Origin of the sequence: Bhargavaea sp. CC-171006 (assembly GCF_009761675.1) — a bacterium.
GTDB classification, from domain to species: Bacteria; Bacillota; Bacilli; order Bacillales_A; family Planococcaceae; genus Bhargavaea; species Bhargavaea changchunensis.
On sequence record NZ_QUZH01000029.1, the window covers coordinates 1 to 25,873 of the forward strand.

The 25,873-nt window shown below is 55.2% G+C and carries 25 protein-coding genes, 1 tRNA gene, 1 other RNA gene and 1 other annotated feature; of the genes, 22 read left to right on the forward strand and 5 right to left on the reverse strand.

What is annotated here, in order from left to right:
- Positions 1–65: 65 nt before the first annotated feature.
- The 4 genes from DZC51_RS13710 (at position 66) to DZC51_RS13725 (ending at position 3,837) form a co-directional block, all read left to right on the forward strand.
- On the forward strand, positions 66–230 hold the full coding sequence (locus tag DZC51_RS13710) for a hypothetical protein (protein ID WP_157296852.1): 165 nt from the start codon (positions 66–68) through the stop codon (positions 228–230).
- 87 nt (positions 231–317) lie between these two features.
- A complete protein-coding gene (locus tag DZC51_RS13715) occupies positions 318–803 on the forward strand; it encodes a glutathione peroxidase (RefSeq protein ID WP_157296854.1) in 486 nt (161 codons plus the stop codon).
- A 93-nt stretch (positions 804–896) separates the two neighbouring features.
- A complete protein-coding gene (gene guaB, locus DZC51_RS13720; RefSeq protein WP_157296856.1) occupies positions 897–2,360 on the forward strand; it encodes an IMP dehydrogenase in 1,464 nt (487 codons plus the stop codon).
- A gap of 127 nt (positions 2,361–2,487) precedes the next feature.
- Positions 2,488–3,837 (forward strand): serine hydrolase, encoded by a 1,350-nt coding sequence (locus DZC51_RS13725; RefSeq protein ID WP_157296858.1) that lies wholly within the window; start codon positions 2,488–2,490, stop codon positions 3,835–3,837.
- A gap of 39 nt (positions 3,838–3,876) precedes the next feature.
- Here the strand turns inward: DZC51_RS13725 and pdxR are convergent, their stop codons facing one another.
- On the reverse strand, positions 3,877–5,295 hold the full coding sequence (gene pdxR / locus DZC51_RS13730) for a MocR-like pyridoxine biosynthesis transcription factor PdxR (protein ID WP_157296860.1): 1,419 nt from the start codon (positions 5,293–5,295) through the stop codon (positions 3,877–3,879).
- Between the two features lie 125 nt (positions 5,296–5,420).
- Between pdxR and pdxS the strand changes: the two genes are divergently transcribed.
- The 3 genes from pdxS to serS all read left to right on the forward strand — a co-directional run bounded on the left by pdxS (position 5,421) and on the right by serS (position 9,826).
- Positions 5,421–6,266: a pyridoxal 5'-phosphate synthase lyase subunit PdxS gene (gene pdxS / locus DZC51_RS13735; RefSeq protein ID WP_157296862.1), complete on the forward strand. Its 846-nt coding sequence runs from the start codon at positions 5,421–5,423 to the stop codon at positions 6,264–6,266.
- A gap of 273 nt (positions 6,267–6,539) precedes the next feature.
- Positions 6,540–8,204: a M4 family metallopeptidase gene (locus tag DZC51_RS13740; protein ID WP_157296864.1), complete on the forward strand. Its 1,665-nt coding sequence runs from the start codon at positions 6,540–6,542 to the stop codon at positions 8,202–8,204.
- A 51-nt stretch (positions 8,205–8,255) separates the two neighbouring features.
- Positions 8,256–8,472: a binding site (T-box leader), on the forward strand.
- 73 nt (positions 8,473–8,545) lie between these two features.
- The gene (gene serS / locus DZC51_RS13745; RefSeq protein WP_157296866.1) at positions 8,546–9,826 is read left to right on the forward strand and encodes a serine--tRNA ligase; all 1,281 of its coding nucleotides are present in this window, start codon (positions 8,546–8,548) and stop codon (positions 9,824–9,826) included.
- 173 nt (positions 9,827–9,999) lie between these two features.
- Here serS and tadA read toward each other — a convergent pair whose 3' ends face one another.
- Positions 10,000–10,545, reverse strand: a complete 546-nt coding sequence (gene tadA / locus DZC51_RS13750; protein ID WP_157296868.1) for a tRNA adenosine(34) deaminase TadA — start codon at positions 10,543–10,545, stop codon at positions 10,000–10,002.
- 96 nt (positions 10,546–10,641) lie between these two features.
- On the opposite strand from tadA, the gene DZC51_RS13755 reads away from it, so the two are divergent.
- The 3 genes from DZC51_RS13755 (at position 10,642) to DZC51_RS13765 (ending at position 13,185) form a co-directional block, all read left to right on the forward strand.
- Positions 10,642–11,781, forward strand: a complete 1,140-nt coding sequence (locus tag DZC51_RS13755; protein WP_157296870.1) for a glycosyl hydrolase family 18 protein — start codon at positions 10,642–10,644, stop codon at positions 11,779–11,781.
- A 106-nt stretch (positions 11,782–11,887) separates the two neighbouring features.
- A complete protein-coding gene (locus DZC51_RS13760) occupies positions 11,888–12,520 on the forward strand; it encodes a deoxynucleoside kinase (protein WP_157296871.1) in 633 nt (210 codons plus the stop codon).
- Positions 12,517–13,185 carry a deoxynucleoside kinase gene (locus DZC51_RS13765; protein ID WP_157296873.1) on the forward strand — a complete coding sequence of 223 codons (669 nt, stop codon included), beginning with the start codon at positions 12,517–12,519 and terminating at the stop codon, positions 13,183–13,185. Before DZC51_RS13760 ends, DZC51_RS13765 begins: the two co-directional genes overlap by 4 nt.
- A gap of 59 nt (positions 13,186–13,244) precedes the next feature.
- Here DZC51_RS13765 and DZC51_RS13770 read toward each other — a convergent pair whose 3' ends face one another.
- Complete coding sequence (locus DZC51_RS13770; protein ID WP_157296875.1) at positions 13,245–14,615, reverse strand: aspartate kinase; 1,371 nt, start codon at positions 14,613–14,615, stop codon at positions 13,245–13,247.
- Positions 14,616–14,777: 162 nt separating this feature from the next.
- Between DZC51_RS13770 and thrC the strand changes: the two genes are divergently transcribed.
- From thrC to DZC51_RS13785, 3 genes are all read left to right on the forward strand, one after another.
- Positions 14,778–15,857: a threonine synthase gene (thrC, locus tag DZC51_RS13775; RefSeq protein ID WP_157296877.1), complete on the forward strand. Its 1,080-nt coding sequence runs from the start codon at positions 14,778–14,780 to the stop codon at positions 15,855–15,857.
- Positions 15,857–16,756: a homoserine kinase gene (thrB, locus tag DZC51_RS13780; protein ID WP_157296879.1), complete on the forward strand. Its 900-nt coding sequence runs from the start codon at positions 15,857–15,859 to the stop codon at positions 16,754–16,756. Before thrC ends, thrB begins: the two co-directional genes overlap by 1 nt.
- 89 nt (positions 16,757–16,845) lie before the next feature.
- Positions 16,846–17,250: a GNAT family N-acetyltransferase gene (locus DZC51_RS13785; protein WP_157296892.1), complete on the forward strand. Its 405-nt coding sequence runs from the start codon at positions 16,846–16,848 to the stop codon at positions 17,248–17,250.
- A gap of 45 nt (positions 17,251–17,295) precedes the next feature.
- Here the strand turns inward: DZC51_RS13785 and DZC51_RS13790 are convergent, their stop codons facing one another.
- Positions 17,296–18,519 (reverse strand): CDP-glycerol glycerophosphotransferase family protein, encoded by a 1,224-nt coding sequence (locus tag DZC51_RS13790; protein WP_157296881.1) that lies wholly within the window; start codon positions 18,517–18,519, stop codon positions 17,296–17,298.
- Positions 18,520–18,727: 208 nt separating this feature from the next.
- Between DZC51_RS13790 and DZC51_RS13795 the strand changes: the two genes are divergently transcribed.
- The 3 genes from DZC51_RS13795 to DZC51_RS13805 all read left to right on the forward strand — a co-directional run bounded on the left by DZC51_RS13795 (position 18,728) and on the right by DZC51_RS13805 (position 21,384).
- Positions 18,728–19,942: a glycosyltransferase gene (locus DZC51_RS13795; protein ID WP_198304126.1), complete on the forward strand. Its 1,215-nt coding sequence runs from the start codon at positions 18,728–18,730 to the stop codon at positions 19,940–19,942.
- Positions 19,911–20,648, forward strand: coding sequence for an HAD-IIB family hydrolase (locus DZC51_RS13800; RefSeq protein ID WP_157296882.1), 738 nt, complete (start codon positions 19,911–19,913; stop codon positions 20,646–20,648). The genes DZC51_RS13795 and DZC51_RS13800 overlap by 32 nt, the downstream gene beginning before the upstream one ends.
- Positions 20,649–20,745: 97 nt before the next feature.
- Positions 20,746–21,384 carry an acetylglutamate kinase gene (locus tag DZC51_RS13805; protein WP_232524148.1) on the forward strand — a complete coding sequence of 213 codons (639 nt, stop codon included), beginning with the start codon at positions 20,746–20,748 and terminating at the stop codon, positions 21,382–21,384.
- A gap of 163 nt (positions 21,385–21,547) precedes the next feature.
- Here DZC51_RS13805 and DZC51_RS13810 read toward each other — a convergent pair.
- Positions 21,548–21,640, reverse strand: a tRNA-Ser gene (locus tag DZC51_RS13810).
- Between the two features lie 98 nt (positions 21,641–21,738).
- Here DZC51_RS13810 and ffs point away from each other — a divergent pair.
- The 6 genes from ffs to DZC51_RS13840 all read left to right on the forward strand — a co-directional run bounded on the left by ffs (position 21,739) and on the right by DZC51_RS13840 (position 25,608).
- An RNA gene (ffs, locus tag DZC51_RS13815) (signal recognition particle sRNA large type) lies at positions 21,739–22,005 on the forward strand.
- A gap of 184 nt (positions 22,006–22,189) precedes the next feature.
- Positions 22,190–23,974 (forward strand): DNA polymerase III subunit gamma/tau, encoded by a 1,785-nt coding sequence (gene dnaX / locus DZC51_RS13820; RefSeq protein ID WP_157296884.1) that lies wholly within the window; start codon positions 22,190–22,192, stop codon positions 23,972–23,974.
- Between the two features lie 30 nt (positions 23,975–24,004).
- Complete coding sequence (locus DZC51_RS13825) at positions 24,005–24,325, forward strand: YbaB/EbfC family nucleoid-associated protein (RefSeq protein ID WP_008301519.1); 321 nt, start codon at positions 24,005–24,007, stop codon at positions 24,323–24,325.
- Positions 24,326–24,404: 79 nt separating this feature from the next.
- Complete coding sequence (gene recR / locus DZC51_RS13830; protein ID WP_157296886.1) at positions 24,405–25,001, forward strand: recombination mediator RecR; 597 nt, start codon at positions 24,405–24,407, stop codon at positions 24,999–25,001.
- 26 nt (positions 25,002–25,027) lie between these two features.
- Complete coding sequence (locus tag DZC51_RS13835; RefSeq protein ID WP_157296888.1) at positions 25,028–25,249, forward strand: YaaL family protein; 222 nt, start codon at positions 25,028–25,030, stop codon at positions 25,247–25,249.
- A gap of 95 nt (positions 25,250–25,344) precedes the next feature.
- Complete coding sequence (locus DZC51_RS13840) at positions 25,345–25,608, forward strand: pro-sigmaK processing inhibitor BofA family protein (protein WP_157296890.1); 264 nt, start codon at positions 25,345–25,347, stop codon at positions 25,606–25,608.
- Positions 25,609–25,873: the final 265 nt, after the last annotated feature.

Below are 25,873 nucleotides of genomic sequence, written 5' to 3' on the forward strand. Positions count from 1 at the left end.
TCCCCCTGCAAGAGTAGGACGTCGCTGGGCACAAGGCCGTCTCCTTATGGAGGCGGTTTTTTTTTGTGCGTGAAAAACAGTCCGCAGGACTTCTCACAGAAGCACAAGCAGCGGCAGGCACCACCCTTACGATTCCGAATCATTCTCCCTTAGCCCATAATAAGGTTTCAGCTTTTCCAGAAAAGGAGATTCATAGAAGAGAACAACCTGCTGTTTCTTCATATAACTGACAATCGCCATTGGCTCATGGATTCATATCTTTTGCCATGCAATGCTCTTCCGCGGTAAGTTTAAGACATCTGAGAGGAGTGGCAGAAATGGCAGCGACGATCTATGATTTTGAAGCAGAAAAGCCAGACGGCACCAAACAGGCACTCTCCGACTATGAGGGACAGGTTGTCCTGGTTGTGAATACGGCAAGCAAATGCGGCTTCACCAACCAGTTTGAAGGTCTTCAGGAACTCTATCAGGAATATCGGGACGATGGCTTTACGATTCTGGGTTTCCCGAGCGACCAGTTCATGAATCAGGAGTTTGACAACATCGATGAAACGATGGAATTCTGCAGAAGAAACTATGGCGTGTCATTCCCGATGTTTGCAAAGGTGGATGTGAAAGGTAAAAATGCGGATCCTCTTTTCCAGTACCTCACAAACGAAACAAAGGGTCTTCTCGGCGGTGAAGTAAAGTGGAATTTCACGAAGTTTCTCATCGGACGGGATGGACGTCCGATTGAGCGCTATGCACCGCAGACAAAGCCGGAAAAAATCCGTAATGATCTCAAGAATCAACTAAGCGAATAATGGGAATAATTTTACTTCCGATTGTTTCTTGACAGCCCAATTTCACGTTGATAACCTAACAATAATATTCAGCGATATGGGGGCGTAAAACGCATGTGGGAGAACAAGTTTGCCAAAGAAGGTCTGACTTTTGATGATGTATTGCTTGTCCCGGCGGCATCGGAAGTTTTGCCGAAGGAAGTGGACCTGTCCGTCCAGCTGACAGATAAGATCAAGCTTAACCTCCCGATTATCAGTGCCGGAATGGATACGGTCACCGAAGCAAAAATGGCGATTTCCATGGCACGCCAGGGCGGCATCGGCGTCATCCATAAAAACATGAGCATCGAGGAGCAGGCAGAGCAGGTGGAGCAGGTCAAACGCTCCGAAAACGGCGTCATCACGAATCCGTTTTATCTGACACCCGAGCACCAGGTTTTTGATGCGGAGCATCTCATGGGCAAATACCGGATCTCCGGTGTGCCGATCGTCAACAATGAAGAGGAACTGAAGCTGGTCGGCATCATCACGAACCGCGATATGCGGTTTATCGAAGATTACTCCGGCCAGATCAGCGATTTCATGACCAAGGAGAATCTGGTGACCGCACCAGTCGGAACGACACTTGCGGAAGCCGAAAAGATGCTCCAGAAGTACAAAATTGAGAAACTCCCGATTGTCGATGAAGAAGGCATCCTGAAAGGCCTCATCACCATCAAGGACATCGAAAAGGTCATCGAGTTCCCGAAAGCAGCGAAAGACTCGCAGGGTCGCCTGCTTGTGGGCGCCGCAATCGGCGTGACCTCCGATACGATGATGCGCCTTGAGCAGCTCGTCAAGGCAGAAGTCGACCTGATTGTCATCGATACGGCACACGGCCACTCCAAAGGCGTCATCGATACGGTCCGCCAAATCCGCGAAACTTACCCGGAACTGGATATCGTGGCAGGAAACGTTGCGACTGCGGAAGGCACACGTGCCCTCTACGAAGCGGGCGCGGATGTCGTGAAAGTCGGCATCGGACCGGGATCGATCTGCACGACGCGTGTAGTGGCAGGAGTCGGCGTCCCTCAGATCACGGCCGTATACGAGTGCGCGACAGAAGCACGCAAACACGGCAAGGCGATTATCGCCGATGGCGGCATCAAGTATTCCGGTGATATTGTCAAGGCGCTTGCAGCAGGCGGACATGTTGTCATGCTTGGCAGCCTCCTTGCCGGAACGACCGAAAGCCCGGGCGAAACGGAAATCTTCCAGGGCCGCCGCTTCAAAGTATACCGTGGTATGGGATCAGTCGGGGCGATGGAACAGGGATCCAAGGACCGCTACTTCCAGGAAGACGCGAAGAAGCTCGTACCTGAAGGCATCGAAGGCCGCCTGCCGTACAAAGGGCCTCTTGCCGACACAATCCACCAGCTGGTCGGCGGCATCCGCGCCGGCATGGGCTATGCGGGCGCGAAAGATCTCGAGTCGCTCCGCGAAGAGTCCCAGCTGATCCGAATGACAGGCGCCGGTCTCCGCGAAAGCCATCCTCATGATGTACAGATTACTAAAGAAGCACCTAACTATTCATTGTAAATACAAATTTTCGTGCCTTTTCGCCCTCTATCGGGCGGAAAGGCATTTTTTTCGCGAACCGGCAAGCGGCAACAGGTCGTTCTATGTTAAAATGGAGCGGTTGAAATAAGTATTCGGAGGGACCACATTGAATTACATGTTTAAGAGAACGCTCGCGATTTTCATGATCGTGCCAGTTCTTATGATGACCATATTTTCTGCGCCCGGCCCTGCTTCTGCGGCTGAGGATCTTGGCCTGCGCGTAGATGCCGCAATCCTGGTCGACGCCGATACAGGCCAGATCCTCTACGGGAAAAACGAAGACGCCACACTTGGCATCGCCAGCATGTCAAAGATGATGACAGAGTACCTGTTGTTCGAGGCAATCGAGGAAGGGCGGATCACCTGGGACCAGGAATACACTGTCTCGGATTATGCTTATGCCGTCTCCCAAGACCGGCGCCTGAGCAACGTACCGCTGCGTAACGGTGAGAAGTACACCATCCAGGAACTGTACGAGGCGCTTGCCATCTACTCTGCAAATGCGGCCACAATCGGCATTGCGGAGACGCTGGCCGGTTCGGAAACCAAGTTTATCGAACTGATGAATGAAAAAGCGGAAGAACTCGGCCTGAAAGACTATAAATTCGTCAACTCAACAGGCCTGAACAACTCCTATCTGCAGGGCATGCATCCTAAGGGCACAGGAGAAAACGATGAGAATGTCATGCCGGCCAAGTCGGTGGCGCTTCTCGCTTATCATCTCCTCAAGGACTATCCGGAAGTTCTGGAAACGACCAGCATCCCAAAGAAGGTGTTCCGCGAAGGTACATCGGATGCCATCCAGATGGACAACTGGAACTTCATGCTGCCCGGCCTCGTATATGAATATGAAGGTGTGGACGGCCTAAAGACCGGGACAACCGAACTTGCCGGCCATGCATTTACCGGAACGGCCAAACGCGGTGATACGCGCCTGATCGCGGTCGTCATGAAAGCGGTCGACGAAAACGGCAACGGATCCTATAAAGCCCGCTTCGATGCGGCCCGCACTTTGTTTGACTACGGTTTTAACCAGTTCGTAAAAGAAGAAATCCTGCCTGCAGACCATAAGTTCAAAGGGAACGAAACACTCCCTGTGAACAAGGGCGAGGAAAATGAAGTGAAGATCGGCCTCAAGGAGCCGGTCACGATGCTTGTGAAATCCTCCGAGAAAGACAAATATACGGCGGAATTCACTGCCGATGAATCGAAGCTGAAGGACGGCGAGCTGGAGGCTCCTGTCAAGGAAGGCACGGTCGTCGGGAAGGTGAATATCGTCCATGCCGACGGCGAGCAGGTCTATGGCAATGTCGACGGAGCTCCGGCATCGTTCGACGTCGTCACAAAGGAAGCAGTCGAAAAAGCGGGCTGGTTCTCGCTGACACTCCAGGCAATCGGCGACTTTTTCTCAGGCATCTGGAATAAGGCTACGGGATGGGTGAAGGGTCTGTTCTGATTCTTCCACCTGCCGACAATAAAAGACGGAACAGCCCAATCAGGCTGTTCCGTCTTTTTTGATGTCCCAGGATTCCATGAGGAGAGTGATCGCTTCCGGAATATCCGCTTCGGGGATACTTCCGAAGCCCAGAACAATCTCCGGCAGCCCCTCTTCTTCCGTCCTGACGATGGAATAGGCGGCTGCGGACCGGACACGGATGCCGGCATCACCGGCCATCCGGACGAGCTCTCCGGCGCTTCTGAGGCTGTTGACGGTGAGACGGAGATGCATGCCCGCCTGGCTTTCCTCATGGCTTACCGAGCCGGCATACGGTCCAAGAGAGGATGTGAGGGCCATATACTTGCGTCTGTATACTTTCCGCATCCGGTTCAGGTGGCGTGAGAAAGAGCCGTCCGCCATGAAGCCCGCAAGCATCTGCTGATCGAGCCGCGGCACGGTCGATGAATAAAGGGCAAACAGTTCGTCGTAACGGTCCATGAGCGGTTCAGGAAGCACCATGTAGGCAATCCGAAGAGATGGCATGAGCGATTTTGAAAACGTGCTGAGGTAAAGGACACGGCCATGGCGGTCCATTCCCTGGAGAGCAGGCACTGGAATGCCACCGTAGCGGAATTCGCTGTCATAATCATCTTCGATAATGATGCGCCCCGGCTTTCCGGCAGCCCAGCTGAACAGGCGGCTCCGTCTTTTCGCAGACAGAACCGCGCCCGTCGGAAACTGATGGGCCGGAGTGACGTAGACGGCATCCGCCCCGGATTCCTCCAGGACAGCGACGTCGATTCCCTCACCGTCCACAGGGATGGGGACGGTCATCCGGTCATTCTGGCGGAACAGATGGTGTGTCAGCGGGTATCCGGGGTTCTCGACGGCATACACCGTAAACGGCCCAAGAAGCCGGATGATAAGCGGCATCAGCTGTTCCGTTCCCGATCCGATGATGATCTGCTCTGGTGTGCAGCGAACCCCGCGGGAATGATTCAGGTAGGTCGCAATCTCCCGCCGAAGCTCCGGGTCACCGTGGGGGTGGCCGAGAAGCAGGAATTCTGCGGCAGCCGGATCGATTAGATTCTTGGCTTGCCGTCTCCATTCGTCAAACGGAAATGCTGCCGTATCTATGCGTCCCGGGGAAAAATCGTATCGGTATTCAGTTTTCTCCTGCGTGGGGACAGGGATTGTTTTCTTATTCTCGGCCGGTTGGGCGTAGGCAAGTTCACCGACATCCTGCACGTAAAACCCGCTTCTCGGCTTCGAGGTGATATATCCTTCCGCCAACAGCTGCTCGTAAGCGAGCTCGATTGTCGTGTTGCTGACGCCGAGATGTTCGGAAAATTTACGTTTGGACGGAAGCTTTGTGCCGACCGTAAGTGAACCATCCAATATCATTCGCCGGATTCCTTCATAGATTTGTGCATAAATCGGATCGTCGCCGTCTCTCCGAATCGGGACAATAAGCATTTGCAGCATCCTTTCTGTCAACTGGCCTTATCAATTCAGTGAAAACTGGATGTTTTAATATGGTCACTACCTATTATACTTGAATCAGAAGACAGAACATAACAAAAAAGGGGAGACGGTAAATCATGCAATTCCAATATGGCGGCGTCATCATGGACGTAATCAATGCAGAACAGGCGAAAGTGGCTGAGGCGGCAGGAGCGGTCGCAGTTATGGCGCTGGAGCGCGTGCCTTCCGACATTCGCGCGGCAGGCGGAGTTGCCCGGATGGCGGATCCGCGCATCATCGAGGAAGTCAAAAGCGCAGTTTCCATCCCGGTCATGGCGAAGGCAAGAATTGGCCATATCTCGGAGGCGCGCGTCCTGGAGGCGCTGGGGGTCGATTATATCGATGAAAGCGAAGTGCTGACGCCTGCAGATGAGGAATTCCATCTTTTGAAAAGCAGCTTCAGTGTGCCGTTCGTCTGCGGTGCGCGTGATCTGGGGGAAGCTGCAAGGCGTCTCGGAGAAGGGGCTCAGATGCTCCGGACAAAAGGCGAGCCGGGAACCGGAAACATCGTTGAGGCGGTCCGTCACCTGAGGAAGGTGAATGCCCAGGTAACGCGAATCATCCACATGAATGATGACGAGCTCATGGCGGAAGCACGCGACCTCGGTGCCCCGTATGATGTGCTGCTGGCAATCCGCGAGAAAAAGCGGCTGCCGGTGACGAACTATGCGGCAGGCGGGGTGGCAACTCCTGCAGATGCGGCTCTGATGATGGAACTCGGCGCGGACGGTGTATTTGTCGGCTCCGGCATCTTCAAATCGGATAACCCGGAGAAGTTTGCAGAGGCCATTGTACAGGCCACCCGTAACTATAAGGACTATGCACTCATCGGCGAACTGTCCAAAGGAATCGGAACCCCGATGAAAGGTCTTGAAATCGGCGCACTTACAGCAGGAGAACGGATGAGCGAGCGCGGAATCTGAGCATTATGGCACGGCCGGAAGATTATTTTTCCGGCCGTTTTTTTATTGGGAAATATCTCCCTTCTCTCACGGCAGACTTCAATGAAAGAATTACCATTGGAAGAATTTAGATGAAATTATCCTTACAAGATTACCATATTTTATGGAATTAAAAGAGCGGCAGACATAAGTGGAAAAAGAGTTTAACAGCCTATTCAAATGATTCTGAATTCCTATTATGATAAAGTCCTACCGTACATACGGAGACAAATCGATTAAGGGAGTGAAGTGGGGATGAATAAACGAAAGCTTGCAGGGATTGGAGCAGCAGCCATCATGGCGCTGTCGCTTGCCGCAGGACCGGCATCGGCGGATGGCCATGGCATCACGATCTCCAAAAATGAAGATATGAATGTCCCGCAGCTCGTCTCGGGTGAATTGACAAAGCCGTCTGCAAAGCCGGCGGCGGCCATTGCACTGGATTATCTGAAAAAGGAAAAGGCCCTGTTCGGATACAGCGGTGAGGCGGCCTCATCGTTTGAAGTCATCTCCGAGGAAAAAGATGAGCTGGGCTACACCCATGTCCGTCTCCAGCAAAAGCACATGGGGACGCCAGTATTCGGTTCCGTGCTGACCGCCCATGTGGACAAAAAGGGCGTGCTGACGGCCCTTTCGGGAACGGCAGTGCCGGGCCTGGATAAAAAGTCGTCGCTCGCTGGCCAAAACAAAGTCACAAAGGCGGATGCCTACGGAATCGGAAAGGAAGCGGTCGAGAAAAAGCTCGGCGACAAGGTGGACAAGTTCGAGAACGAGGAACGTCCTGCACTTGTCATCTATGCGCTGGACGGGGAGCCGCGCTATGCCTACCAGATGCGGTTTGAAGTGCTTGATCCGGCTCCCGGGAACTTTCTCGTGTTTGTCGATGCCAAGACTGGCGAAATCATTGAGAACCTGAACGAGATGCACGAGGCAAAAGGCGGGAAAAATAAAGGCGGTACAGATGCCATCAGCGGCACGGTCGTGACAGGCTCCGGCACGGGGGTTCTGGGGGACTCCAAGACGTTCAAGACATTCAGCACGGCTGACGGCTATTACATGTTCGATGGTACACGCGGAAACGGCATCTATACGTATGACGGCCGGAACCAGACACGCATCCCGGGCTCACTGTGGCTGGATGCGGACAACCGTTTCAATACGACCTATGATCGGGCGGCCGTCGATGCCCACACCTACGCTGCCTGGACATACGACTATTTCCGCAATGTCCATAACCGCAACAGCTATGACAATGCCGGAGCTGAGCTTGTCTCGACCGTGCACTACGGCCGAAGCTACAACAATGCCGGCTGGACAGGTTCCCAGATGATCTATGGCGACGGGGACGGCTACAACTTCCGCGCCTTCTCGGGTTCGCTAGATGTGGTCGCGCACGAATTGACGCATGCTGTGACCGACTTCTCCGCCGACTTGATCTATCAGAACGAGTCAGGGGCGATCAACGAGTCGATGTCGGATATTTTCGGTACGCTCACCGAGTACCACTTCAACAACAATCCGGACTGGCTGATGGGTGAGGACATCTACACGCCTGGCACCCCTGGAGATGCACTCCGCTCGATGGCGGATCCGACACTTGCCGGAGACCCTGACCACTATTCCAAGCGCTACACGGGCACCCAGGATAACGGAGGCGTACACATCAACTCCGGCATCGGCAACAAGATGGCGTATCTCCTGGCAAACGGCGGCACTCACTACGGCGTGAAGGTCAACGGCATCGGCAATGACAAGGTCGGCAAGGTCATGTACCGTACGCTGACACAGTACCTGACACCGACGTCGAACTACAGCCATTTCCGCGCCTCTGCAGTACGCGCGGCAACCGACCTGTACGGTGCGTCAAGCGCGGAGGTCGCTTCCGTAAAGCAAGCTTTCAGCGCGGTCGGGGTCTACTGAGTCCGGCTTGCCATTTCCCAGCGTTTATAGTACAGTGAGGATAATTTCACACTTGAGACGATGAGGGGAAGCAGTAGCGGGAAACGCCTTTTTCAGAGAGCCGGCGGGTGGTGCAAGCCGGCAGTGGCGTCCGTGAATCCGTCCCTGAGCAGCCGGGCTGAAACAAGCATTGCAGTAGGCCCGGCCGGCGCATGGACCGTTATTCCATTGAGCGGGTCGCTTTCAGCGGCCAATCAGGGTGGCAACGCGGGTAACTCTCGTCCCTTTTTATAGGGACGGGGGTTTTTTATATGCCCGGATTTCCCTCATCGCCGGAAAATGAATGATAGGAGGCTGCCAACATGCTGGACATCAAGTATGTAAGAGCTCATTACGAAGAAGTCAAAGAAAAGCTGTCAAAGCGCGGGGAGGACCTGGCCGATTTCGAACGCTTCGGCGAACTGGATACACGGCGCCGGGAATTGATCACGCAGGTTGAGGAGCTGAAGGCGGAGCGTAACGAGTCGTCCCAGAAAATCGCCGAGATGAAGCGCAACAAGGAAAACGCAGACGAGGCGATCAAGAAGACACGCGAGCTCGGCGACCGCATCAAGGAACTGGATGCGGAGCTGAATACCGTCGAGGAAGATCTGAACTACATCATGATGCGTGTGCCGAACATTCCGCACGAAAGTGTCCCGGTGGGCGAAAGCGAGGACGACAACGTCGAAATCCGCAAGTGGGGCGAACTGCCGGAATTCGGCTTCGAAGCCAAGCCTCACTGGGAAGTCGGCACGGATCTCGGCATCCTCGATTTCGAGCGTGCTGCGAAGACGACGGGCAGCCGGTTCGTCTTCTACAAGGGGGCAGGGGCAAAACTTGAGCGCGCGCTTGCCGCATTCATGCTGGACCTTCATACGGAAGAGCACGGCTATGAGGAGATGCTCACGCCTTACATGGTCAACCGGGCAAGCCTGACGGGTACCGGCCAGCTTCCGAAATTCGAGGAGGATGCGTTCCTCATCGAAGAGGAGGACTACTTCCTGATTCCGACAGCGGAGGTTCCTGTGACGAACTTCCATCGCGATGAGATTCTGAACGGGGCCGACCTGCCGCATGCCTATGCAGCGTACAGCGCATGCTTCCGGTCTGAAGCGGGCTCTGCAGGCCGTGATACCCGCGGACTCATCAGGATGCACCAGTTCAACAAGGTTGAACTCGTCCACTTCGCGAAGCCCGAAGACTCGTATGAAACGCTCGAGAAGCTGACCGGCCATGCGGAGAAGGTGCTCCAGCTCCTCGGATTGCCGTACCGTGTTCTGAAGATGTGTACCGCAGATCTCGGCTTCACTGCCGCGAAAAAGTACGATATCGAAGTATGGATCCCGACACAGGGCGTTTACCGGGAAATCTCGTCCTGCTCGAACTTCGAGGACTTCCAGGCACGGCGCGCGAACATCCGCTTCCGCCGCGCACAGGGCGCGAAACCGGAATTCGTCCATACGCTGAACGGCAGCGGGCTCGCCATCGGCCGCACCGTCGCCGCCATTCTTGAGAACTACCAGCAGGAAGACGGCTCGGTGATCATCCCTGAGGCACTTCGTCCTTACATGGGCGGCAAAGAGAAAATCGAAGCGAAATGAGCGAAAAATCCCCGTGGCCTTCTGACAGGCTGCGGGGATTTTTGTCTGTTCTGCTTAAGAAAAACGCTAATATCAGGCATCATTGAGGCTAATGTTAGGTTGATCAAGCGGCAGGGAAGAAGAAGTTGAGCTGCAGGAGCCTAAATGGACGACCATGCCGTTGCAAATCGTTTTTATTCCCCTTGCTCCATCTTCCGTTCCCGCCGTGCAAGCTTCTCGGCTTTCCGCCGTTCACGGATGCCGCGGAAAAAGTTCGTGAGGAGTGCGCCGCATTCTTCGGCGAGCACCCCTTCAGTGACGTCGCACCGGTGATTAAAGCGAGGGTCGTCGAGCAGGCGGTAAAGCGACTCGACACAGCCTGCCTTCGGATCGCGCGCGCCGTAGATTACCCGTGGAACGCGGGACTGCAGGATGGCGCCCGCGCACATCGGACAAGGCTCGAGGGTGACATAAAGGGTGGTGTCTTCCAGACGCCAGCTGCCGGTTTTCCTGCATGCCTCGGTGATCGCCGAAAGTTCCGCATGTGCTGTCGCTTCCTGGTCCCGTTCCCGCAGATTATGCGCGGCAGCAATCACTTCGCCGTCCCGGACGATAACTGCCCCGATCGGGACTTCGCCGATCGCCTCTGCTTTTTTCGCTTCCAGAATGGCAAGCTCCATAAACCGGAGGTCTTGTTCCGACACTTCGGCGCCATTCGTTAACGGTTCGTTCCTGTCCATCCCGGAACCTCCTGAACACCTGAATTTCCTCTTAGTGTATCACGCTTTTGCGGTTCCGGGCATATGATGGACCGGACTGCCCAAGGAGGGGAACAGATGATTCATGTTGTCAAACAGGGGGATAGCCTGTATACGATTGCCCGGCAGTACGGAGTGCCGGCAGCGGACATCGCATCTGCCAACGAACTGCCTGACCCCGATGTGCTCGTCATCGGGCAGGCGCTCGTCATCCCGCAGACGCCGGCAGCGGACCGGCCGGAAATCACGGTGAATGGCTACGCGGAGTGGTATACACAAGCACCGCCTGCTTCACTGGTCGAAGAAATCCGTAAGCGGAAAGGGCTTCTCACTTACGTCATGCCTGCCGGCTATGAAGCGCGGCGTGACGGCTCGCTTGTTCGCTTCGACTGGGGCGGTATCGGAGAAGCGGCTGCAGAAGCGGGTGCGGCGACGGCGATTGTTGTAATGAACCTGGAAGAAGGGGGCTTCAGCCGGGGTGTCGCTGAAGCGATCTTTGCCAGCGAAGCTGCACAGGACCGGCTGATTGAGGAAATCAATACACTCGCCAAGGAAAAGGGCGCAAAAGATGTCCATATGGACTTTGAGTTCCTGGGGCGGGAAAACCGGGATGCATACACCGCATTTCTCAGGAAACTGAAAAGTCGCCTGGATCCGGGCCTCACGCTGTCGGTCGCCCTGGCACCGAAGACGAGCGAAGATCAGCCGGGCGTCTGGTACGGAGGACATGATTATGCTGCCATCGGTTCGATTGCGGATTTTGTTGTTGTCATGACCTATGAGTGGGGCTACAGCGGCGGTCCGCCGATGGCCGTGTCACCGATCGGAGCTGTCCGGGATGTTCTTGAATTTGCCGTGAGCGTCATTCCGGCAAAAAAGATCCTCATGGGTCAGAACCTGTACGGCTATGACTGGACGTTGCCGTTTGAGCCGGGGAATCCGCCGGCTCAGGGACTAAGTCCGCAGGCGGCCCTGGTTCGTGCCAGGGAAAGAAATGCCGCAATCCAGTATGACACGACGTCTCAAGCGCCATTTTTCAATTACTGGCGGGACGGAAAAGAGCATGTCGTCTGGTTCGAAGATGCCCGCTCCATCAAAGCAAAATTCGACCTGATCAAGGAATTGGGCCTCATGGGCATATCCTATTGGCATCTGTCCTTCCCGTTTCCGCAAAACTGGACGCTGCTCGACGAAATGTTCCACGTGAAACAGTTATAAGCCGGCTTCCATCTTCTGGCGGAGATGGACCCGGCTTTTTTTCGTATGCCGGTCCCTCAGCCTGTGATAAAATGAAGTGTCAACTCAAGAAAGGGAGGGAATCCGGATGCATGTTCCGTTTATCGCGGTCGAAGGGCCGATCGGTGTCGGCAAGACGTCGCTCGCCAGCGAAATCGCGGAAACGCACCGATTCCGGCTGCTGAAGGAAATCGTGGATGAGAATCCGTTCCTCAATAAATTCTATGAAGACATCGATGAATGGAGCTTCCAGACAGAGATGTTCTTCTTGTGCAACCGGTATAAACAGCTTAGTGACGTCAAAAAGGTGCTGGATGATCGCCAGTCCGTCGTCGCAGATTATCATATTTTCAAGAACCTCATTTTTGCAGGAAGAACGCTGAAGCCCGGCGAGTATGCAAAATACGAGCAAATCTACAGCATTCTGACGGCGGATATGCCGATGCCGAACGTCATCGTCTACCTCCATGCGGGGCTGGATACACTGATGAAGCGCATCGCCATGCGGGGCCGTGATTTCGAGAAAAACATGGACCCGGAATACATGAAGCAACTGTCGTCGGACTATGAGGTCTTCATCGACCGGTTCGAAGCCGCGCATCCGGAAATTCCGGTTCTGCGGTTTAGCGGAGACCGGTATGATTTTGTCCATAACGCAGAAGACCGGCAGTACATATTGGAACAGATCGACCAGGTGATCGGAAAGGAAGTCACAGAATGAACCTCAGAGAAAAATACAACATCCCGAAGCATGCCGTCATCACGGTGGCCGGGACGGTCGGTGTCGGGAAGTCGACGATGACCCGTTCGCTTGCCGATGCGCTGAATTTCCGGACCTCATACGAGAAAGTGGATTCCAACCCTTATCTCGAACGCTTTTATGACGACTTCGAGAAATGGGCTTTCCATCTCCAGGTATTTTTCCTCGCGGAGCGCTTCAAGGAACAGAAGCGGATGTTTGAATACGGCGGCGGTTTCGTACAGGACCGATCGATCTATGAGGATACCGGCATATTCGCCCGCATGCACTACGAGAAGGGAACGATGGACCCTGTCGACTACGGGACTTACACGGAACTGTTCGAAGCGATGGTGATGACACCATACTTCCCGCATCCGGACCTGCTGATTTACCTGGAGGGGTCATTCGACCATATTCTCGAGCGGATCAAGGAGCGGGGGCGTCCGATGGAGCAGGCGACACCGGTTGCTTACTGGGAAGAGATGTACGAGCGGTATACCCGTTGGATCGACTCGTTCAGCGCCTGCCCGGTCCTCCGTCTCGATATCAAGGACTATGATCTCCTGAAGGATCCGGACGCGACAGAAGATATTGTGGAGCGGATGGCCTTCTTTATGAAACAGGCCAACCTGCTGGAGAAATAAGACAGAAAAGCACCGCCCGACCGGATTATCCGGAAGGACGGTGCTTTTTGTTTTTCGGTTCAAAAGGTATGGGCGTGTGCGGGCACAAAAAATTCATCGTACACGGCACGGAGCGCCTTTTTCTCGTCTTCTTTTTTCACCCCGAAGACGATGGACACTTCCGAAGAGCCCTGGTTGATCATCTCGATGTTCGTGCCGGATCCGGCAAGCGCCATTGCGGCACGGGCGGCAAGTCCTTTTGAATAGCGCATCGTCTCTCCGACAAGCACAATCATCGAGTAGTCGGAGCTGATATGGGCGTCATCCACTTTCAGTTCGTCAAAGCAGCGGCGGAGGATGCGCTCTTCCTTTTCTGGCGTCAGGAACTTGTTCCGGATAATGACGGACATGTTGTCGATCCCGGTCGGGGTGTGCTCGAAGGAAATCTGCTCATCTTCAAGGATGCCGAGAAGGCGGCGGCCAAAGCCCATCTCCCGGTTCATCAGGTACTTGTCGACGTACAGGGTGCTGAAGCCGCTGTCCGCCGCGATGCCGATGACCGGCTGGGTTTTGCATTCGCGCTCTTTCACGATCAGCGTCCCCGGAGCCGCCGGATTGTTTGTATTTTTGATGTTGACGGGCACGGAATGGTTAAATGCCGGCATGAGGGATTCGTCATGCAGGACCGTAAATCCGTTGTATGCAAGTTCCCGCATCTCCCGGTAGGTCATTTTGCCGATCAGTGCCGGATTGTCGACGACATTCGGGTTGGCAGCGAAGACACCGTCCACATCAGTGAAGTTCTCATACATATCGGCGCCTGTCGAAGCCGCAAGGATCGAACCTGTAATATCGGATCCGCCTCGGCCGAATGTGCAGAGCACGCCGTCTTTCGTATAGCCGAAAAAGCCCGGGAAGACGATGACACGCGGCTCATTCTTGAGTTCCGCGAGGCGGGAATAGCATTCCTGATCGGCCATGCCGTCTCCGGCAGGGCCCTCCACGATGAGGCCGGCTTCCTTAGGGGACTTGTAGACCGCTTCGATGCCGATCTGGTTCAGATAGGCCGCGACAAGACGGGCATTGTTGTCTTCGCCTGCAGCCTTCATCAGGTCCATGAACCGGCCGGCATGCGGACGGTCCGCTGCGAGCCTTGCCCGGAGGTCTTCTTCAACCGTCGAGGTGAATTCGCCGCCGATGCCGAGTCCTTCCGCAATCAGGCGGAACCGGCCGACCACTTCGGCAAGAAGCGGTCCGGTGTCTTTATTGTCAAGAGCAGCATCCGCCAGGCGAATCAGCATGTCGGTCACTTTCCGGTCTTCCGGATACCGCTTCCCGGGAGCCGAGACGACGACAATGCGCCGGGTGCGGTCGGATGAGATGATGCCGGCGACTTTCATGATTTGTTCCGCCGACGCGACCGAAGTACCGCCAAATTTACACACTTTCATCTCATCAGATCCCATCTCTTTGAATTTCATTTCATAACAGAATGAATTGTTTTAAAATATAGTACGGAGGGGTTGTTTCTGTCAACCACCGGGACTATAATGTCCTTATGCAATGAACATATGTTTTTTTATAGCGTACATTTATCCGGAGGTGGCGTCAACATGGAAACAAACAACACAACTGCGAAACGCTGGAAGGGCCTGATCGAAGAATACCGGGAGTGGCTGCCGGTTACGGAGGACACGCCTTCCCTCACCTTGCAGGAAGGGAACACGCCGCTGATCCGGCTGGACAATCTGTCCCGTGAGTGGGACATTGACCTGTATGTAAAGACCGAGGGCGCCAACCCGACAGGTTCGTTTAAAGACCGCGGAATGGTCATGGCCGTCGCGAAGGCAAAGGAAGAGGGCAAGTCGGCACTGATCTGTGCATCCACGGGCAATACCTCCGCATCGGCTGCGGCATATGGCGCCCGTGCCGGCATGCGTACGGTCGTGGTCATACCGGAGGGCAAAATTGCACTTGGAAAGCTTGCTCAGGCGAAGATGTACGGAGCGGAAATCCTTGAAATCGAGGGGAACTTCGATGAAGCACTCCGCATGGTACGGGAAACGGGCGGAGAGGATATCGCAGTGGTGAACTCGGTCAACCCGTACCGCCTGGAGGGCCAGAAGACGATTGCATTCGAGGCGATCGAGCAGCTCGGTAAGGTTCCGGATGTTTTCGCGCTCCCTGTCGGCAACGCAGGGAACATTTCTGCCGCCTGGAAAGGATTCAAGGAGTATTCCGAAAAGCGGGGCACGGACCGGCCACAGTTGCTCGGGGTACAGGCAGCCGGCGCAGCCCCGATCGTCAACGGAGCACCGGTCGAGCAGCCGGAAACGATTGCAACTGCCATACGAATCGGAAACCCTGCCAGCTGGCAGCTTGCAGAAGCGGCGCTTGCAGAGTCGAACGGCAACATTCTTGCGGTGACGGATGAGGAAATCCTCGAAGCTTATAAGCTGATCGCATCGCGCGAAGGGGTATTTGCAGAACCGGCATCATGCGCGACTATTGCCGGCATCAAAAAGCAGCTGGAGTCCGGCGGCCTGAAGCGGGGCGCAACGGTTGTAGGCGTCCTGACCGGCAACGGACTGAAGGACCCGGACACCGCCATCATGGCCAACGAAGACAGCAAGCCGATCACGCAAGAAGAGTTCGAGACATTCATCAGCGGCATCAAGGCGGAGGTCCGCTGATGGGCCGGCCGACGCTCGCCATACGGGTGCCGGCCACTACGGCGAACCTGGGGCCCGGATTTGACTGCGCGGCACTTGCGCTTGCACTTTATATGGAAGTGGAAGCGGAAAAAGCGTCTGCATGGGAAGTGGTCTATGAAGGGGAAGAATATGCGAACCTTGCCGGCGGGGAGGAAAATCTGATCGTACGGACGATGCAGGAAACGGCCCGTCGGTGCGGTGCGGTGGCGGAGCCGTGCAGACTCACCGTGCATTCGGAAATCCCGCTTGGTAAAGGGCTTGGCAGCAGCGCGACCGCCGTCGCTGCGGGAATCGAGGCGGCAGACCATCTGTACGGGCTCGGGCTGGCAGTGGAGGAGAAGGTCAGGATCGGCAGTGATATCGAGGGCCATGCCGACAATGTTGTCGCGGCGATCATGGGCGGCGCGGTGTTTTCCCATTATCGTGAAGGCAATGTGGAGACGGTTCATATCCCGCATCCGGAAGTCGGCGCGGTGGTCCTCGTTCCGGACCGCCCGCTTGCGACAGAGGAATCGCGGGGGCTTCTCCCGGAAAGCCTGCAGCATTCGGATGCAGTGTGCGGCAGTGCGGCAAATGGTGTGATGGCGGCGGCCATTGCCATAGGTGACTGGAGGCTTGCCGGCCGCATGATGGAGCGTGATGTGTTCCATGAGCCGTACCGGATCCAACTGTTCCCTGATTTCGGAAAGATCCGCCGTTTTGCCCGCGAAGCCGGTGCATACGGCACGGCCGTGAGCGGTGCGGGTCCCTCAATTTTTGTCCTGACGGAGCCGGGCTCTGAAAAGGAGATCGCGGACCGTCTTGCCGGGGAATTCCCTGCGTACCGGCCGTTAGCGGTGCGGGCTTCGTCCGCCGGTGCCGCTGCAATCACGGTGTAAACACGAACGGAGGACCTGGAATGCTTCTTTACTTTTGATCATCCGCTCTTTATTTCAAAAAATCATCAAAGGAGCGGATCGGATTGGAATTGGAATACAGGACAGATCTTGAAGGTATCACAGCCGGCATGCTGGAGGGCTTTTTCGTCGGATGGCCGGACCCGCCGTCGGAGGAGACCCACTTGCAGCTTCTCCGGAACAGCAGCCACAGAGTGGTGGCTGTTGACCCGAATGCCGGCCGGGTTGTCGGGTTCATCACCGCTATTAGCGATGGTGTCCTTTCGGCATACATTCCGCTTTTGGAAGTGCTTCCCGGATACCAGGGCAACGGAATCGGACAGGAGCTCGTACGCAGGATGACCGGTGAATTGGACTATCTATACATGATCGATGTGTGCTGTGATGATGACGTCGTGCCGTTTTATGAGCGGTTCGGCATGCGTCACACAAACGGGATGATCCTCCGGAATTACGGCCGTCAGTCGGGTGATTAAATAGAAGATGGAAAAGGAGCAGGCCCCTGTCGGGATCTGCTCCTTTTATGATTTGGCCGGGATGGTTTCCGTGCGAACTTTAAGTTTCTCTGTCGAGCGGGCCGGCCCGATTACGCGGTCCGCAAGCCTGCGGCAGTTTTCGTGGTCAAAGTACTGAAAGTATTCTGCGGACCTTCCGTAAAACGGATTCGTGTTGTCGCCGGCCGTGATGCGGTCGAGAAGTCCGTTCACTTCCGGCAAGCTATTCACCTTGTAACCATATAGTTCACCGTCGAGATCAAGGTAGGTGCCGCGGTGCTGTTCCATCTCTTCCTGATCATACATATAGAAGATGATCGGCTTGTTCTGATAGAGGAAATCCCACGAAACACTCGTGTAGTCGGTCAGGAGCATATCAGCCCGGACGACCTCATCCTTGATGGAGACTTCATCGAACGAATAAAAACGGATCCGGTCCGAACCGGGAAAACCTTTGAAAAACCGCTCGAACCGCTTCATGAACGGGTGCAGCGCGACCTTCACATTCAGCTCGCGATCACGGACCAGCTGAAGAAATGAGGGGTCATTGAGCAGGCCGGCGGTCCGACTGAAGTACTCGCTTTCCATGAATTCCTCATCAGACAGACCGAACAGCCACTCCCGCCAGGTCATCATGACAAGGATGTTTTTTACTTCCGGAGCGGGGCTGTCCGGTTTGAGACGGTCAAAACGTGCCATGCCGGTTGTAATCAGCTTTTCCTCCGGGACCCCCCAGCCGTATTGTTTGATGCGTTTCTCATAAGGCGAGGCGCAGTTAAAGTAGTTTGTCCGCCTGAGAAGGGGCTTGTCTTCCGGGAGGATCAGGATTTTCTTGAACCCTTCTATACCGTGGCTGATATGGGTCATCACGGTCTTTTTGTTCAGGTGGACATAACGGTCGATGCCGGGTGCGATGTCGTACAGAAGGGAATGGCCGTGAAACGTATAAGCAGCCCTGAAGAACAGCAGGTAATTCCGGAAGGTTCCGAGGGCAACGGCGTTGGGAACCCCCTCACGCCGGACGTATTCGGTTGAAGGATCATACATCCAGTAAACATCCAGGTCCGGGCGTTCCCGGATCAGATAGTCGTGGAAGACTGAGGCATTGTCTTCGTATTTCTCGCCCAGATTACCGCCGACAAGAACGATGTCCCTTTTCAGACGGGGCAGAAAGGCGGCCAGCACACGGGCTGCCGCCACCTTCACGGCAACTTCTGCCGGCCGGTACCATTTTTCCTGTTTCAACCCCATAATATCCCGCCTTTCTCTCTCTCTCTCTTAATATTAACTTAATATGAGCACCTTTGCGTTAACACTACCTTTACAATACCCGTCCATGATCTGAATCTAAACTTAATATGACAGAATTTGTTTAGTTTTTCGTGAAGTAGGGTAGACACATTTACTACTCTGCATTTTTCAGAGGGGAGCTAGTAGGAAAGGGGTTGTCCATCTGTTTATGTGCAAAAAAGTATTGTTTATTTCAGACCACGGAGATCCGCTGGCCAAACTGGGAGGAAAGCAGTCGGGCGGCCAGAACAACTATGTCCGCCAGCTGGCGGAGGCACTTGCCGAACGGGGGTTGCACGTCGATGTAGTCACACACTGGAGCGATCCCGACACACCGCAGATCGAAAGGTTCGGCGGAACCTGCCGGGTGATCCGGATTGCAGCCGGCTGTAAAGAGTTCGTGCCGAAGTCTGACATGCTGCAACTTCTCCCCGCTTTCTATAAAGAAATGAAATCAATCATCGATCTGGGTACCTATGACGTGGTCCATACCCATTACTGGCTTTCCGGCCTGCTTGGCCTCATGATCCGAAATGACTTTGGCACACGGATCGTCCATACTTCCCATTCGCTCGGTATCGCCAAAGCGAAGGCGACCGGACAGGTGGAAGAGGCGAGGCTGAGGGCGGAAAAAGAGATCCTGGGGCGTGCAGACCGCGTCATCGCAACCACACCGACTGAAAAAGATATGATCCTGGACTTTGCCGGGATGCGCTCAAGTGTGTCAGTGGTCTCAATCGGAGTTGACCGATCATTCGAGAAATCGGCTTCAGCCGCAGCCAAAGGCGGCCCGGCACTGTTTGTCTATGCCGGCCGGTTCGAGGAGACAAAGGGCATTCTGACACTTCTGCGCGCATTCCGGCTCCTTCTCCGGCACAGCAGAAACGCGAGACTCATTCTGGCAGGCGGGGCGGCGGAGGACATCGATCCGAAAAGCGGACTCCCGCTGAAGGCCCGCATCCGCAAGGCCGTTGCCGGGGTGGAGGATCAGGTGACGTTCCTCGGACCGCTCGGCCAAAAGGAGCTTGCCGAACTGTTCTGCCGAGCGACGGCGGTTATTGTTCCGTCCTACTATGAATCGTTCGGAATGGTGGCCGCAGAGGCCCAGGCTTGTGGAACTCCTGTGATCGCATCCGAAGTCGGCGGGCTCCAGGACGTCGTTCAGGATGGCAGGACGGGCCTGCTCGTCTCGGCCAAAAATCCGGCGGACCTGTCCCGCAGCATGAGACGCATTGCAGAAGATCCCGAATTTGCAGACCGCCTCGGCAGGCAGGCGCAGAAACGCGCAAGAAAAGTATTCAACTGGCCGGCGATAGCGGCCGATATCCATGAAATATACGAGGTGTTGTACCGTGCAGAAGATCCGGTATCTGTTGGCGACTGACTTGGACGGCACATTCGTCGGCGACGAAGCGGGGCTCCGAGAACTGCTTGATTACTATGATTCTCTGCCGGACCGCATTGGACTCGCATACGTGACGGGACGTCACCGGGCTTCTGCGATGGAACTCATCAGTGAAGAGAGGTTGCCGGTTCCGGATATTCTTGTCACTGATGTCGGAACATCCGTCTTTGCAGGGCCGGAGCTTGTGGAAGATTTCGAGTGGAAGAGACATATGACGGAAAACTGGGATCCTTCGGCCATTCGGCGGATTGCGGGGAAGATTCCCGGTCTCAGGCTGCAGGATCTTCCGGACACAAGGCGGGTCTCGTTCTTTTCTGACGGCGCAGCACCTGCTGAAAGGCTGAAGGAGGCTCTTTCCGCGGAAGGCGTTCCGCACACGTTCGTGTTCAGTTCGGGACGCGATGTGGATATTTTGCCCGACGGCGGCGGGAAGGGGGAGGCACTCCGCTATGTGATCGGCAAGTTCACGGAAGAAGACGCCGGCATCCTGGTCGCAGGGGATTCCGGCAATGACCTGGACATGCTTATGCTCGGCTACCCATCCGTGATCGTTTCGAATGCCCGGCCTGAACTTTTGGAAGCAGAAGGACATGATGCCCTTTTCCGTGCCACCCGCCCGTGCGCGGGTGGAATCCTCGAGGCCTGGATGCACTTCCATGGCGATGCTGCGTCAATAAAAGGGTGATGGAAAGCCTGCCGGCGTTTGGCAGGCTTTATTTATACACCGCCAGGCTCCGGGATGAATAAGATAAGCCATCTGAAATGTTTGGGGTGGATAATCTGTGACATGGTTTCACTGCCTGGGCTCCAGCATGCCGGGGTTGCAACCTGTCGGCTATGTGGCTGTCCCGATGATGCCCGTGCCGATGCCTGGAACGGGACACTGGATATCCGCAGAAGCCGCCAGGCTAAAGGCCGATATGCGGGTTCTGTGGGAACAGCACATTGCCTGGACGCGGATGACCATCATCAGCCTCGTCTTTGACCTGCCTGATACGGAATTCGTCATCACCCGGCTCCTCCGGAATGCGGAAGACATGGGAAAAGCCCTGAGGCCGTATTACGGTGACCGGAATGCTGACAGGTACGCCGCACTGATCAAAGAACACCTGACCATCGCAGCGGACCTGGTCAAAGCCGCCAAGGCCGGAGAAACGGAAAAAGCGGACCAGATTGAGCAGGACTGGTATCGGAATGCCGATGAAATCACAGAATTCCTAAGCGGTCTGAACCCGTTTATTGACAGAGAAGATTTGAGGAAGATGTTTTACGAACACCTTGCCCTCACCAAACTGGAGGCTGTCTGCATGATCATCAGGAATTTCGAGTTGGAGATCGAGGTTTTTGAACGGATTGAAACGGCCGCCCTCCAAATGTCGGATATGATCTCGGATGGGATCATCCGGCAGTTCGGCCTATGAATTGGAGTTGGAAAAATAAAAAAGCCGCCGGCATCTGTTGCCGGCGGCTTCACTTGTATGTGTGTTTCGGTTCTTTGGAATTTTCAATCATGTATCCTGAGAAAAAATCGCTGCAGAAGCAACGGATTTTTTCTATCTCAACTTTATGCGCGTGTTTGTGAAATGGCGGAGGAGGAGGGATTCGAACCCCCGCGCGGTGTTACCCGCCTCTCGGTTTTCAAGACCGACCCCTTCAGCCAGACTTGGGTACTCCTCCATGTCACGAAAATAATTTATCATGATGCAGCCCTCGTGTCAACGGGAACGGAAGGTTAAGGTTGATTTTTCTCTCGCCACGAAGTATAATAAATCTCGCCGTGCTAGGTGGGAAGGTAGCGGTGTCCTGTAACCCGCAATCCGCTCCAGCGGGACTGAATCCCTTTCCGAGGCCGCTTGTCATGCAAGGCCTGCCTTCTGCACGTAGTGAAGACGTTTGGGTCCTGCGCAATGAGGCTCCATGAACCATGTCAGGTCCGGAAGGAAGCAGCATTAAGTGGGTAACCCCATGTGCCGCGGGGCAGCCTAAACCGAGCCAACGACAGGAGTAACGCTTGTGTGCATCGGTCGAAGAAAGGTGCACGGCATTTTCATAGACATGTAATCGGCCCGTCCGGATGAGGACGGGCCTTTTGTATACCCGGAAATCTTCCTGTCCGGGGAAAGGAAAACTCTCAGCCGGAAACGGGAGAAGATAGGGGCGCGGGAATCGCCCATATGGTATAATCGGGGTATGTGAAATTGTGTCCGGAAGGAGGGGGAGCTGCATATGTATCAGGCATTCTACAGGGCCTACAGGCCGCAGACATTCGGAGAGATGAGCGGGCAGCAGCACGTCAGGCGGACACTGCAAAATGCCCTCCTCCAGGACAAGACGACCCATGCCTATCTGTTTTCAGGGCCGAGGGGAACCGGGAAGACAAGTACGGCGAAAATCTTTGCGAAGGCATTGAACTGCGTCCAGGCGCCGACAGACGAGCCGTGCAACGAATGCGACTCCTGCCGCGGGATCACCGATGGATCGGACACGGACGTGATCGAGTTTGACGCCGCCTCCAACTCCCGTGTCGAAGAGATTCGTGAAATCATCGAAAAAGTACGTTTCGCCCCATCCCATTCCAGGTTTAAAGTGTATATCATCGACGAGGTGCACATGCTCTCAAACAGTGCATTTAATGCCCTTCTGAAAACGCTGGAGGAGCCGCCGGCACACGTCGTCTTCATTTTGGCGACAACAGAGCCGCACAAGCTGCCGCCGACCATCATTTCGCGCTGCCAACGCTTCGACTTCAAGCCGCTATCACGCGCAGACCTGAAGGATCGGATGGAGCAGGTGCTGGAAGACAGCGGCATTCCGTACGAGGAGCCGGCGCTGAAAGTCATCGCCCAGGCAGCTGCGGGAGGCATGCGCGATGCGCTCAGCATGCTGGACCAGGCCGTGTCATTTGGCGGCGATGATGTCACGGCGGACGATGCAGTCATGGTCACCGGCTCGATCGGAGAGGAACTGTTCCGGGAGATTGCAGAGGCGCTTTCCGGCAAGGATGCTGCGGGTGCGCTATCGCTTCTGGAACGACTCGTCTCCGAAGGAAAGGATGTGGTCCGGCTCACGGAGGACCTCATCACGTTCTTCAGGGATCTTCTTGTCATGAAGTCCGCGCCGGGCATGCCGGACCTTCTTGAAATCATCTCTGAGCCGGATGATTTTGTGCCGCTTTCAGAGTCACTTCCGGAAGGCCGTCTATATGCGTTTATCAGCATCCTTTCCGAAACTCAGCAGGAGATGAGGTTTTCGAACCACGCGAAGGTGTATCTGGAGGCTGCATTCCTGCGGATGATCCAGGCAGACGGTACACCCGTCTCCGCGGCTGCGCCGGTTTCTGCGGGATCCGGTGAAGGCATGGAGGAACTGCAGCGACAGGTAAGCAGGCTCGAGCAGACGGTGACCGACCTTACGCGCCGTCTCCAGCAGGGCATCCCCGCAGCCGCTGCGGAAGGTCCTTCTCCCGAGCGGCGCCGCCCCGCACCGAAGTCGAAAAACGGCTTCCAGGTACAGGAAGGCCGAATCCGGGACGTGCTGGCCAATGCTACGAAAGAGAACATCCGGTCGATCAAATCGAACTGGGCATCCATCCTGAACGATATGCAGAAATCACAGGCGGCCCTTCTGAATGATGCCGAGCCGGTTGCGGCGTCGGACAATGCGTTTGTGTTAAAATTCAAATACTCGATCCACTGCGGCATGGCCGCAGGCAACCCCGAATTTCTTGCGTCTCTTTCGCAGGGGCTGTCTGCCCGGGCCGGCAAAGATTATGATCCTGTATTTGTGCCGGAAGAAGATTGGCTGAGGATCCGGGAGGCATTTATCCGCGAGAACGGACTTCAAAAGCAGTCTTCCGGAGAAAGCAAGGCGGAACAGCACCATCCGGACGCGGAAGCGGCCGAAGAGGCGCTTTCCTTCCTGGAGGAAGCGGGTGCCCCTGCTCAGGATCCGCTGGTCGGAGAAGCTGAAAAGCTGTTCGGCAAGGAAACCGTCAACGTGTATGACGACTGAGCATCACTTACTATTGGAGGAGGAATTACTATGCGAGGCATGGGTAATATGCAAGGCATGATGAAACAGATGCAGAAAATGCAGAAACAGATGGCAGAAGCACAGGAAGAACTCGGCGAAAAGCGCCTTGAAGGCACAGCCGGCGGAGGTATGGTCAAGGTGGTCGTCTCCGGCCATAAGGAAGTGCTGGAAGTGACGGTCGATCCGTCCGTTGCAGATCCCGAAGACGTGGAGATGCTGCAGGACCTGATCGTCATCGCAACCAACGATGCACTGAAGCAGGCCGACGAACTGACCAACTCGACAATGGGCCAGTTCACAAAGGGCCTCAACCTCCCGGGTATGTTCTGAGATCTCCGTCGAGCGGACGGGCCGGCACGCGATAAGCGGCGGCCCGTCTCTTATATTTCAAGAGGAGGATGGAACGAGATTGCATTATCCTGAACCGATTTCCAAGCTGATCGACAGCTTTATGAAGTTGCCGGGGATCGGGCCGAAGACGGCCGCCCGGCTTGCTTTTCATGTATTGGACATGAAAGAGGACACCGTGCTCGCGTTTTCAAAGGCGCTTGTTGATGCCAAGCGCGACCTGACATTCTGTTCCGTCTGCGGACATATCACAGACACGGATCCATGCCGGATCTGCAAGGACGAATCCCGCAACCGGTCCATGATCTGTGTTGTGCAGGAACCAAAGGATGTCATCGCGATGGAGAAGATGCGTGACTTCAATGGTTTATACCACGTCCTCCACGGGGCGATATCGCCGATGGACGGAATAGGCCCGGAAGACATCAATATCCCGGATTTGCTGAAACGCCTCCATGACGAGACTGTCCAAGAGGTGATCCTCGCCACCAACCCGACAATTGAAGGGGAGGCGACGGCTATGTACATTTCCCGGCTCATCAAGCCGTCCGGTATCCGGACGACGCGAATTGCGCACGGTCTCCCTGTCGGCGGCGATCTCGAATACGCTGATGAGGTTACCCTTTCCAAGGCGCTTGAGGGCCGCAGAGAACTCTGACATCCAGCAAAGAAGGTGTGGCAGCCATGTTTGGCCGGAGAAAGAAACTAAAGCGTGAGTATGACGAGCGCCTGATCCGGCTCCTTAAAGAAACGCACGAGGAATGGATGCAGGCCAAGGAGATTGAACGCCAGGCTTCGCGCTTCGATGAGGAAGGCATTGCCCGCACTCAGCGGCTGATGGCCGAAGCGCGGCATTTTTATCTATATAAAGAGGCGAGAAGGCGGAACATCTCCCTTAAGCAGTGACGGATGGCCATGGCCGCCGTCTTTTTTTGAATAGAGGGCAAGCCGGATGCATACAGTGGATACGGAGTGAAAAACGGAAAAAGGATGGGATCGGTTTGAAACTCGCCATCGGCATTGCGGCTGGACTGTTCATTCTCCTCGTCCTGGTCCGCAACAAGCGGATCCTTTATACAGCCGCGGAAAAACTGTCCGTCTTCTGGTTCCGGCTTGCCGCAGCTTTCCTGGTCCTATTCCTCCTGAATGTCGGACTGGGGCTCTTGGGATTCTTTGTGCCGGTGAACCTGATGTCGGGGCTCCTGATCGCCATACTGGGCATTCCCGGCGTTGCGTCGGTCTGCGCGCTCTCCGTCCTTATATAGGAAGAAGAGCGGAATTGCAGACCGGCGCTTGACTTTTATCCATGACCGGCGTATATTAGGGAAGTCGCTTTTTTCGGGGCAGAAATGAGGATGAAAAAAGTTATTTCATTTTGTTGACAACCGTAAAAGGACGTGTTATTATAATTAAGCTGTCGCAAAGAGATGTACCGCGGCAAGCACAATGAACCTTGAAAACTGAACTGCAAAACGCTGATGAAATGAGTTCCCGGAACCCGACCCGTCGGGGAAACGGAACAAATGATAT